This window comes from Metabacillus litoralis (assembly GCF_007994985.1).
Lineage (GTDB): Bacteria > Bacillota > Bacilli > Bacillales > Bacillaceae > Metabacillus > Metabacillus litoralis.
Map to the genome: position 1 here is coordinate 178,223 of NZ_VOQF01000001.1, position 11,529 is coordinate 189,751.

General features: G+C 32.3%; 11 protein-coding genes. 4 read left to right on the top strand and 7 right to left on the bottom strand.

Features of this window, described 5'->3' with window-relative positions; translation table 11 throughout:
- Positions 1 to 9: 9 nt before the first annotated feature.
- Positions 10 to 1,323, bottom strand: coding sequence for a YheC/YheD family endospore coat-associated protein (locus FS935_RS00915; protein ID WP_158638487.1), 1,314 nt, complete (start codon positions 1,321 to 1,323; stop codon positions 10 to 12).
- Positions 1,324 to 1,646: 323 nt separating this feature from the next.
- On the bottom strand, positions 1,647 to 2,708 hold the full coding sequence (locus tag FS935_RS00920) for a YheC/YheD family protein (RefSeq protein WP_146945654.1): 1,062 nt from the start codon (positions 2,706 to 2,708) through the stop codon (positions 1,647 to 1,649).
- A gap of 145 nt (positions 2,709 to 2,853) precedes the next feature.
- Between FS935_RS00920 and FS935_RS00925 the strand changes: the two genes are divergently transcribed.
- Positions 2,854 to 3,363, top strand: a complete 510-nt coding sequence (locus FS935_RS00925) for a hypothetical protein (protein ID WP_146945655.1) — start codon at positions 2,854 to 2,856, stop codon at positions 3,361 to 3,363.
- Positions 3,364 to 3,411: 48 nt separating this feature from the next.
- Here FS935_RS00925 and FS935_RS00930 read toward each other — a convergent pair whose 3' ends face one another.
- Genes FS935_RS00930 through rfbA form a run of 4 tightly spaced genes read right to left on the bottom strand, consistent with a single transcriptional unit; the run spans position 3,412 to position 7,412 of the window.
- Positions 3,412 to 4,416, bottom strand: coding sequence for a hypothetical protein (locus FS935_RS00930; protein WP_158638488.1), 1,005 nt, complete (start codon positions 4,414 to 4,416; stop codon positions 3,412 to 3,414).
- A 52-nt stretch (positions 4,417 to 4,468) separates the two neighbouring features.
- Positions 4,469 to 5,785 (bottom strand): UDP-glucose dehydrogenase family protein, encoded by a 1,317-nt coding sequence (locus tag FS935_RS00935; protein ID WP_146945657.1) that lies wholly within the window; start codon positions 5,783 to 5,785, stop codon positions 4,469 to 4,471.
- A gap of 31 nt (positions 5,786 to 5,816) precedes the next feature.
- Positions 5,817 to 6,515 carry a putative nucleotide-diphospho-sugar transferase gene (locus tag FS935_RS00940; protein WP_146945658.1) on the bottom strand — a complete coding sequence of 233 codons (699 nt, stop codon included), beginning with the start codon at positions 6,513 to 6,515 and terminating at the stop codon, positions 5,817 to 5,819.
- A gap of 24 nt (positions 6,516 to 6,539) precedes the next feature.
- Entirely contained in the window at positions 6,540 to 7,412 is an 873-nt protein-coding gene (gene rfbA, locus FS935_RS00945) for a glucose-1-phosphate thymidylyltransferase RfbA (RefSeq protein ID WP_146945659.1), read from the bottom strand.
- A 301-nt stretch (positions 7,413 to 7,713) separates the two neighbouring features.
- Between rfbA and FS935_RS00950 the strand changes: the two genes are divergently transcribed.
- Positions 7,714 to 8,433 carry a glycosyltransferase gene (locus FS935_RS00950; protein ID WP_146945660.1) on the top strand — a complete coding sequence of 240 codons (720 nt, stop codon included), beginning with the start codon at positions 7,714 to 7,716 and terminating at the stop codon, positions 8,431 to 8,433.
- Positions 8,434 to 8,511: 78 nt separating this feature from the next.
- Here the strand turns inward: FS935_RS00950 and FS935_RS00955 are convergent, their stop codons facing one another.
- Complete coding sequence (locus FS935_RS00955; RefSeq protein ID WP_146945661.1) at positions 8,512 to 9,285, bottom strand: glycosyltransferase family 8 protein; 774 nt, start codon at positions 9,283 to 9,285, stop codon at positions 8,512 to 8,514.
- A 187-nt stretch (positions 9,286 to 9,472) separates the two neighbouring features.
- Here FS935_RS00955 and FS935_RS00960 point away from each other — a divergent pair, with 187 nt between their 5' ends.
- Together FS935_RS00960 and FS935_RS00965 are read left to right on the top strand one after the other, a co-directional pair.
- Positions 9,473 to 10,168, top strand: a complete 696-nt coding sequence (locus tag FS935_RS00960; protein WP_146945662.1) for a glycosyltransferase family 2 protein — start codon at positions 9,473 to 9,475, stop codon at positions 10,166 to 10,168.
- Positions 10,169 to 10,186: 18 nt separating this feature from the next.
- The gene (locus FS935_RS00965) at positions 10,187 to 11,272 is read left to right on the top strand and encodes a polysaccharide pyruvyl transferase family protein (RefSeq protein ID WP_146945663.1); all 1,086 of its coding nucleotides are present in this window, start codon (positions 10,187 to 10,189) and stop codon (positions 11,270 to 11,272) included.
- The last annotated feature ends 257 nt before the right edge of the window (positions 11,273 to 11,529 follow it).

The following is an 11,529-nucleotide window of genomic DNA, read 5'->3' on the forward strand; positions in this document are numbered from 1 at the left end:
TCCTTTAACTTAAAATCCTGCTAATGATTTTGCATAATGAAACGGAGTTGTGCGTAAAGTCTTAACTAATTGGCGATTCTTCATTTTTATTAAGCTATCATATCCGTAAAGTTTATTAACCTCTAAAATCCAGATATTGAAATGATCATCAATAATACAGTCTATTGCAACATCACCATAATTGCCGATTGTCTTATCTAATGTTTTGCACAAATCGATGCAAGTAGTATAAATTTTTTGTTTCATCATATTCACTTCTTCAGCGGTTCCCTCAAATAAAAATCTTATTGCTTCTTCTCCAGATAATAATTTCTCTACGTATTTTAAGTTTGTAATGATTGTATTTTTTTTAGACACTCTTCCGATCATTCCTTGACAAACCCATTCTTTAAGGTGATTTTTCTGAGCATAAATGCGAAAATCAACATTTTGATTTTCTCGAGAAATAGAAACACTTTGTTGGATGATATATTTTTTATTCATTAACTTTCTTAGAAACAATTGCAGATCATCTTTGTTATTTAATACGGTTTTCTCTCTATTACGATTCGTTACAACTAGTAATTCTTGTTCATTTTTAGTCATATGAAATATCCCTTGCCCTCCAGCACCGTCACGAGGCTTGACGTAAACAGAGCCATATTGATCTATGAATTTTTCTACTTGTTCAACATCACTTATGGATTCTGTATAAGGAAAATACTTAGCTAGCTCATTGTCTACTAAGCTATATTCATTTATTTCACCTTTACAAAAATAATAAGAATTAATAACTTTATCGCCGATTTGTGCTATTAAATCGTTGTACCTATCAGTATCAATAGGATGTCTTTTGTACACAACATCAGGATAAGGAAACGTACCAGCTATCCATCTAGTGTTTACTTTGTCACCGTTTGGATTGTAGTAATATCCATGAATTACTTTTTTCTCCGCATCAATTTCTTTTGCAGCAAAGATAAAAATGAGCCCACCTATTTCTGAATAACTGGAAAAGCGGCCTTTCATACGTTCTAATCTTTTTGGTGATAGATGTTTTTTATGAGAATATGCGACAAAGCCAATAACTGGACCAAGGCGGAGTGTTCGACCAGTTAAATCCACTTCAAAAGGAACTTCACTTGGAATCGTAAGGGTTTTCGTTATGTCAACTGGAATTCCTATATTATTCTCAGCTAGCTCATCATCCATTTTCACCAAATATTCTTTTGACCAGTTTCCGATTTTAAGAATAATTCGATGTTGCACGATACCGTACTCATTCTTCAAGCTTTTAGAAATACGAATTTCTTCTGGATTATTGTGATATTCAATCGTTACCATACCCATTTCCCCCCTCTGATACAAAGCTTGAGACACTATAATTCATTACATGCACAAATGTACAGTTGGGTACGGCTTTTTACCTATAATTTGGCAAAAATATTGATTGTGGGTGTTATTATTTTAAGCTATGTTAAAGCTTAAGATTGATTTTTAGCACTTGGTTGATTGGAGTGAAAGGCATGAGACTCCTGCGGGAGAAGCGTGTCAAAGGGAGACCCCACAGGCGCTTGCGCCGAGGAGGCTTCCGGACCGCCCGCGGAAAGCGAATGCCTGTAACGGAAATCAACCACAAAGTTTAACAGAGCCTTATTTTATAATGGTTATCTTTGTGACAAATAATAGGCATATTCAAAAGGTCGAGTGAATGAGAGATCTTGATCCTTTAAACTACGAATAGGATATGGTAAATGATTCACTTCAAATATCCATAAATCCCCTCGTTGATCTAAACCAAGGTCAATTCCTATGTCACCCATATGATAGCTTGAATCATCAAACGTTTTTCCTATTTCATGTCCTAATTGAATAATAGATTTTTTCATAGTTATGATTTTTTCAGGAAGAAACATTTCTTTTAAAAATGGTTCAATATACATAAGCATGTTTTTATCTGATCCTCTTGAAACAAACGGTTTTTTTAACGCAATTCTGCCTACCAATAGACTTACATCCCAATCACCAATACCATTTTTATTCATGTTTAAGCGAATATCCGTTGATTTCCCTTTCCATTTTGCTGTTTGTATACCTTGTTGAATCATATACTTACCAGTTGAAAATCCCTTCGGATATAAGTTCCATATTTCTTTACTATTCTTAACAGCACTTGTTTTTTTAGCCGTTTCTATTTTTATATGATCTTCATCTTTTTTTACCCAGATGATTCCTTTGCCACTATGACCTCTAATTGGTTTTAAATAAAATTCATGAAACTCTTCTAAAGCTTCGTCAAGATCATCTATTTCATTTAACATCCTTGAATGGGGTAAGTGGCTTCTTAGTGATTTATTTTCTGATAAAATCTGACTTCCTTCAAACTTGTTATAAAAATGATTATTAAAGATTCTACCAGGCATTAACTTTTCTATCTCTTGTAATTCACAATGATTCACTTCACTTTGCATATAAATGACATCAGGTATTGAAAAAGCTCCATTCTCTATTACGATTTTATTGTCTTTTTTTCTATAAATCTGTCCTTTTAAAGTGGAAGTTTCAATATTTAGATTTTCTAATGTAAAAACAATAATTTCATCAAATAAATCATTTTCTAGCATAGAGATTCTTCTTTGAGCTAAGCGTTTAAACGTTCTTCTAGTTGTTTTAGTACTTCTACCAACACATATTCCTAACTTTGGTTTCATATTAGATTGTTCATTCAAAATTAAACACTCTCCTTTCTACAAATTATGTTGTTAAGCAATATTTGGATTATACTTTTTTCTATTTTCTAGACGAGCGTATATACATTCTTTTTTATGATGAATACAATATTATGAATAAAATAGTTAAAGGAGATTGATAAATATGCCATGTACTTCAACAGTTTCACTAGATTATTATGATTTTGAATGGTTGGGTGATGCTTCCGCGGGTGTGATTAGTTACCGCGTAACTGGAACCTTAGAAGAATGTTCAAATGGTGAATTCCCAGATTTAAGTCACTTTACGGTTGGCTTCGGATGTCCTTTAGAATTTTTTCCGGACGAACCAGTTGTAGGGTCAGTTCAGTATTTTCTAGATGGAAATTTAATTAGCACCCAAGCTGTTAGTGTTGATTTTGTTTCAAGCGGAGAATTTCCTTTTGATGGAATTAAATTCGAACAATTAGATGGTGATACAGTCCTAAAATCAGCTGCTTGTGGAGTAGATGGAGATAATCGTACACATGATGCTATTTTCACTTTTCTATTACCAGAAGATGTAGGATTCATCTATCAAGAATGCTGTGTAGGAATTGGTTGGGTTGGCGGTACAACTAGATCGCCATTTTGTGAGGAATGTATCACTGGTCTTTGCTGTTCAACCAAAGGTTAATTTAATCTATTAGCAAACATCAACAAAAAAATAGCCTTCAACAGAAGGCTATTTTTTTGTTATTTTAAAGTACTTATAAAAATCAGAACTCAACTCTTCTCCTTGAGCATTATAATCCTTTGCTGAAACAGTGTTATCCTTCTTCTTCTTTATCATCGTATTATTATCTCCATGAGCAAGAACCCATGTTAATAGTGGGGTATTGACCATTGTATACTTTTTATTAATCTTACTAAGATGCGTTTTCACTGAGCCGTGTCGTCTTCCAACAATTTTAAAATTTGTTTTTAGAACATCCTTCCGTTTTGAAGAGATAGGAAACTCTCTATTTGTAAAATAAAACAATTGGCTAGTGCCACATCCAATATAAAATCGATTTCTTTGCCATACTTCTTGGTTGGATACATTCACCATAAATCCACTATTAAAAACAAAGGCATCTGTTTTAGGACATTTTCGAATGTATTCAACAAATCGGTGATGAATCCAATCATCGGCATCAACAGGCATAAAATATCCTGTATACCCAATTCTTCTTAAATGCGATCCAATCACATTTCGCTTCAATAACTTATCCCTACTATACCCTTTTGAGTTTAGTGGTGGCGGAAATTTAACCTTCAGCCATGTTACCCTACTATGTTTTAACTCGGGTATGGTTGGCTTTTTATGTCCTGCAATTATAATTCGATAATGTTGATCTGTGTTGTTAAAGATTGTTCTTAATGTTTTTGCCAGATTATTTTGTACTCTTTGCCAATTTCGTGAAGCTCTTTTACTTTTTAGAGAAATGGCAAAGACAATTTCCTTATTTATCTCATTATTACTTGAATTTAAGTCTGATATATATTTATCTATCGTATTAAGATTTTCCATTACTGGTTTATGAATAGAAGATTGAGTAGCTTGTTCTTTTTTGGTTCTTTTATCTTGTACTGGAGATAAAGTGAGGGTTTTATTGTGTGATTTCGTAGTAGAAAATGTGTTGTGTTTTTTGCGAGCGCTTTTTAACCTTTTTATTTTCTTGTAAATAACTTTCTTCTTATTTTTCACTAACATCATTCACCTTTCTAAGGCTTTTAAAATAGCTTCCCATTGTATATTGTTATCTATCTATACCTTTACTTGTTGTCCTTCCAATAGAGTAGTAGTCTATAGAATGCTGACTTATTTCCTCTAAATGATAGCAATTTCGTCCATCAAAAATAATCGGATGTTTCATCAATTTTACGTAGTTAGTAATGGGAAAGTGTACAATCTCTTTCCATTCGGTTAAAATAAACACAGCATCTGCATCTTGTATTGCCTCTTTTATACAATCTACATATTGGATAGTAGGATGAAGTATTTTTTTCGCAGCATTTTTTGCAACTGGGTCAAATGCTATAATGTTTGCACCTTCTTCTACTAATTGGTTTGAAATATCAATAGAAGCTGCTTCTCTCATGTCATCTGTATTCGGTTTAAACGATAAACCTAAAAGAGCAATCTTTTTTCCGTGAAAAGTTCCAAGTCTTTCTTTCGCTTTTTTTATAAGAACTGACTTTTGAGTTTCATTAATTTTCACAACAGATGATAAAATTTGAAATTGATATCCAGCTTCATTGGCTATATGAAGAAGCGCATTCGTATCTTTAGGAAAGCAAGAACCTCCATAACCAATTCCAGCATTTAAAAATTGAGAACCAATTCTCTGATCCTTCCCCATTCCCATAGAAACATCTTCAACATTCGCTCCAACTTTTTCACATATCGAAGCAATTTCATTGATAAAGCTAATTTTAGTAGCAAGAAAAGCATTTGCTGCGTACTTGATCAGCTCTGCACTACGAATATCAGTTTTAAATATTGGAATATTGAAAGGTTTATTGATTTCTTCGAGAATTAAAGCTGCACGATCGTTTTCAACTCCAATGACAATACGATCACCATTAAAGGAATCATAAATCGCTGATCCTTCTCTTAAAAATTCAGGATTAGAAGCAATATCAACTCTGACTTCTGCTTGTAAATGTTCTTGAATCATTTTCAAAATAAAATGATTTGTTCCAACTGGGACAGTACTTTTCGTTACAACAACCACATCGTTTTTCACACGGTGAGCAATTCTCTTCGCCACTTCTTCAACAAACTGTAGATCTGCTGATCCGTCCTTCTTCTGAGGTGTGCCAACAGCAATATAAATAACATCCACTTCATAAGCATCTTGAGTTTCTAAGCTAAAACGTAAATTTCCACTCGCTACATTTTTCGAAATCAACTCTTCTATGTCAGGTTCATATATCGGTGATTTTCCACTTTTTAATAGATCTATCTTTTCTTGATCAACATCAATACAAGTGACATCATGACCGATTTCAGCCAAACATACACCTGTGACAAGACCCACATACCCTGTTCCGACTACCGCTATCTTTTTCATGCATCAGAGCCTCCTTGCAAACAATTTTCACCTAATTATCTTTGCTATTTTTCAAAAACAATTGATAACTTTTTTCCATCCTTTCTATCCTTTTCCAAAACTTTATTCCACAATGATGCATGATAACAGGATTTTCTGAAACATCCTTTCGATTAGGTCGACTATTCCATTTCACATCTAAAGATCCAATATAGGGAGTATACTTTGTCGGGCCATTGTATGTTAGAATTTTTACTAATCTATTTTTAAAGCCTAATAATTTTAAAAACCCTTGCTGATCCCACCATCCACGTTTATTTTTCCGCTTGAAATTCCATACTTTTTCTAGTATTTCAAATGTCATCGGATCTCGCTTTGCCACAATAACACCAGAGTTTGGAAATAATGGCTTTCTTCCAAAATAACTTGTCATATACACAACATGATCTGATTGTAACTCTTTACGAATATCTTCTTTAGGATTCACAATGATCGTATCTGAATCCATCCACATCACTGTTTTATAGTATTTTAAGAGATTTGCAAGTAAGAAAATTTTATTCTTTTTTGCTAATTTTGTTGTTAAAAAACTTTCAGTAAAAAAAAGCGTATCAATATTATGAAGCTTCCCATAATACTCAACTGTTGGTTTCATAATTTGTAATGCTTTTTCGTGATTCTCTCCAACTCCTAAACAACAAATGACCATATCACTTTTAGGCTGTAATAAAAAATCATGAGAAGGGATCACGGTTATCCTCCTAACATTATTTAACTATTTTATCTTTTTCGATAAGTTCTTCAAATACTGTCCGTATTCACTTTTCTCTAAACTTAATGCTAGTTTCATTAATTGAGATTTTGTAATTAACTTTTCTCTGAAAGCTATTTCTTCAATACAACCTATTTTAATCTTTTCGTTCTTCTCGGTTTCTTCGATAAATTGGCCAGCTTGGTATAAGGATGTATGTGTTCCTGTATCAAACCATGAATATCCGTTACCTAACAACTCAACATGTAAATCACCTAATTCTAAATATGCTTTGTTAACATCAGTAATCTCTAATTCTCCTTTTTCTGAAGGCTTTATTTTTTTAGCAATATTTACAACTCGATGATCATAAACATACAATCCTGTAACAGCATAATTTGTTTTCGGCTGTGCTGGCTTTTCCTCTAAATTAATAACTTCTTTCCGGTCATTGAATTCTACGACTCCAAAACGATATGGATCTTTTACATAATAACCGAAAATTGTGGCACCTTTTTTTAAACTAATCGCCTTTCTTAAAAGTGAGGTTAATCCATGACCATAAAAAATATTGTCACCTAAAATTAACGTAACAGGTTCATTACCAATGAATTCTTCTCCAATAATAAATGCTTGAGCAATGCCCTTTGGAGAAGGTTCAACTTTAAATTTGATTGATATTCCTAATTGTGAACCATCGCCTAATAAATTCATAAATCTATGCTTATCCTCTGGTGTTGTAATAATGAGGATTTCTTTTATTCCTGCTTCCATTAATATAGCGAGAGGATAGTAAATCATCGGTTTATCGTATACAGGAAGCAATGGCTTTGAAATCACATTCGTTAAAGGACATAATCTCGTTCCTTTTCCTCCTGCAATTATTATTCCTTTCAAATTCCCTCCCCCTTTCTTTTTAAATTGCGTAAGCTCTTTTCGAATAATAATATATTAAATTATTTAGATATAGATATATGAAAGAGCCCAAATATAAGACATTATATCCAATTCATATAACCTATAATTGTATATACTATTCCCTTATTATCTATATTGATTAGGTGTTCATCGCTATAAAAGATAGATTATTAACCATTTATAGTACTCTAACTTAGTGAAAAACACATATTTCTCACCATTTATCACTAACTCATCGTAAATTCATATATGTATAAAAAAGAATGTTGGAGGAATCTAAATGGTGTCAGTTGTTGCTTGTACAATTCGTGATTCAATGATGGACAATATATTTTCTAATTTTAATAGACAATTGTGGCAAAAAAAGGAGTTAATTATTATTTTAAATAAAGATAAAATGAATAAGCAAAAATGGGAGGAAAAAGCAAGCACCTTTGACAATGTTTCAATTTATCAGCTTCCTGAAGAAAAGACGTTAGGAGATTGCTTAAATTTCGGTACCGAAAAAGCAAAGTATGAAATTGTCGCCAAACTCGATGATGATGATTATTACTCTGAATATTACTTAACTGAAGCGATGATGGCATTCGCATCAACAAATGCACAGCTAATTGGCAAAGGAAAATCATTTATGTATTTTGAAAAACAAAAGCTCCTTACAATAAGAAGACTAGGAAATGAAAACCAGCGTGTAAAAACGAATGTAAAAGGTGGGCTTAAAGGAGGAACCTTGATGTTTAAAAAAGAAATCTACCCTGAAATTAAGTTTCCTTCTAAAGTAGGCTCTGGAACAGACAGTTCATTTGTTGGACTTTGTAAAAGGAAAAAGCTAAGAATTTATTCAACTAGTCGGTACAATTATGTATATATTAGAAAATCAAATAGTGATAGCCATACGTATAAAAGGTCAAATAAAGTATTGTTGCAAAAAAGTAGAAGGGTTGGGAAGATTTCGAACTTTGTCCCTAAAGTGACAAAAGCGTTTGGATCTAAACAATAGAATAAGAATTTTAAAAAAGATAAAGGACTAGCCACTATCTAATAAATTCGGTTAGTCCACAATTTATGTTCTTTTCATTCATTCATTTATTAATAAAGAAGATCTGAGATATTTATAATATTCATTTTTAAATGGATGTTCTGAATTCCATGGTTTTTTTCGTGTAGTAAAGTGTATTATAACTGCATCTTTTTGTGGATAAATCTTTCTCCTATTCCAATGTCCAGTTGTATAATTCCACTTATAATGTAACTTAAGCCACTTGTCATATAAAACAGCGTTTAGTGCGTCTTGATCCATAAACCTCTTTTGATCAGGATGTTTCTCTTTATAACGAATGATTTTCTCAGACGTATTATCCTCTCTCCACTTTTCTAAATTTAATAATAATACACCCGAATTGAAGTAACCAGAACCTGTTGGTAATGAAATATACTTAATTAGCTTCTTAGAAATGGTACTTTCGACAGCAGCTAAATGATAGTCTTCAATATTAGTTTCCCATAAAGCAGTAAGATCCTTAGTTACTATTAAATCACAATCAAGATATAATGCCTTATTAATATCAGTACTTAAGAGATTAGGTATTAATATACGATAATATGCTTGCTTACTTATCCGTTTACGTTCATTAAATGAATGAAAAACTTCGTCGTCAATCTCTAGGAAATGAATGCTTGAATTAAATCTCTCAACGATGAGTTGTAGTTTGAGTTTGTTACTTTCTGATAGATTTCCATCAATTATATAGATGTTGATGTGTTCCGTTTGATCTTGATTCATAAATAAGGATGTTAACATGACACCTAAATGTATGGCATATTTATCATCTGATGCTGATACGATATGCATGAATAATCCTCCTTTTTTACATTTGTTATACCAAAATATGAATTCTTAAGAAATTTGATTGTACTCCCCTACTAGATAATGAGAATAAAGGTACTTATCTATTATTTTAGGTATCGCAAGTCATAGAAATAGGTGAACCTAAAACTATGATTTTGCATAAAATTATAATAAGTGGGGGTGATCATCAATGATTTCAGTCATTACTATCACAAATCGACCTGAATTCATAGATAATGTATTTCAAAATTACGAATCACAAGTTTGGAAAAAGAAAGAGTTAATTATTGTATTAAATAGCGAAGATATGGATGTAGATAGTTGGAATGATCGAGCACAACAATATTCAAGGGTTTTTGTTTTTCAACAACCCGAGAAAGTATCTTTAGGTGAGTGCACAAACTTTGCAGTAAAACAAACCAGCCATAACTATATAGCAAAATTTGATGATGACGACTATTATGCACCTTATTATCTTAGCGACACGATGAATGCCTTTCAAAATACTGGTGCTGATATTGTTGGGAAAGCTACAACCTTTTGTTATTTTGAAAGTAAAAAGGCTTTAGTTATTCGAGACCCAGGTAAAGAAAATCAGTTTGTTAATGGAATTGTTAAGGGTGCCACCTTAGCATTTAAGAAGAAGGTTTTTAACAATATTAAATTCCCTGATCTTCCTACCAGAGAAGACACAGTGTTTATGAGGAAAGCAAAAAAGAAAGGTTACAAGATTTACTCTAATCATAAATATAACCACGTATATTGTAGAAGAAACTTCCATGATCATGCATCCATTGTTTCTGATGAAGATATTTTGAAGAAGAGTAAACTTGTATCATATACAGATGACTATAAAACCCTTGTTCAGAAAATCCCGAAGAATTAACTGTAAGGAGGAATAAACTTGAAAAAAATACTTTATGTAGGTTTTATTGGCAAGGGAAATTTAGGTGATGATATGATGTGGGATGTTTTTCATGATATGTGTCATTCACTTTTCCCAAATCATTTCCTTATTCACACATATACTCCAGGACAAAAAGTATTGGTAAATGATTATGATGCTATAGTGTTAGGTGGAGGCTCAATCATTGGAGGTAAATACCTTGATATTTTAACTAAAGCGATGAATCTTGAAATACCTATTTTTGTTTGGGGTAGTGGTGTTGATAAATTAAGCAAAAAGAAAATGAATACATTTTTATATAACAAAGAAACAAAATTCAATAATATTTTACCAAAAGAGACAGAAGAAAAATTAAAAAAGATTATTCCGTATGCAAAAAAATTCGGTGTTCGAGGTCCCCTTACTCAAGCTTCTTTAGAACACTTACAAAAAGACAGTGAAAAGTATACTTTTATATCAGGAGACCCAGGATTATTACTTCCCACAAAAGAACAGTCCGCTACCATTAACAGAGTGGAGGAAAATACAATCCAGTCCCCAACAATTGCCGTTAATTGGGGTACAGATTTTAATAGAATTTATGGTAAAGATGAAAAAGGATTAAAAAAACAATTAGTAAAGGCACTAAAAGACATTCATTTACAAGGTTATGAAATATTATTATATAGTGTATGGAAAAGAGATCACTCGATTTTACAAGAAATAAAAGATGAGTTAGAACCAGATGTAAAAGTAAATGTTATTTGGGAAGCAGATCAAAACGAAATGATGGATATACTTAGTAAATGTGTGTATTCAATCAATTTCAAGCTACATGCAAACTTATTATCACTAGCGGCTGGAACTCCATGTGTAGCGTTAGGATATCGATTTAAAGTATATGATTTCTTTCATTCTATTGACTTACCTTCATGGGTATTATCCGCAAATACCAAGACCTTATATCAAGATATTCTAACGCATCATGAAATGCAAAAAAAATACGGTTCAGATATGATTGCTAAATATCAACAACATCGAGAATTATATAAAAAACAACTACTATCCATTTTAAATGATCTCAAAGATTGTCTATATAACTAAAACTTTTTGAACTTAAATCACAAATAAAAATAGAGGCTGGGACATATTAGAATTTGTATACAAAATCAAAAAATCTATTGATGACAGCAAAAAAAAAAACCGAACTATTAGGCGAATGATTAATTGATATTATCACCTGAACTAGTGGAATGGAGCGGAAGACACACGACTCCTACGGGAATTGAGGAAAGGATGAGACCCCGCAGGCATGCCGAGGAGGCTCAGCTTCCTCCCCGTGGAAAGCGAGTGTCTGCAGC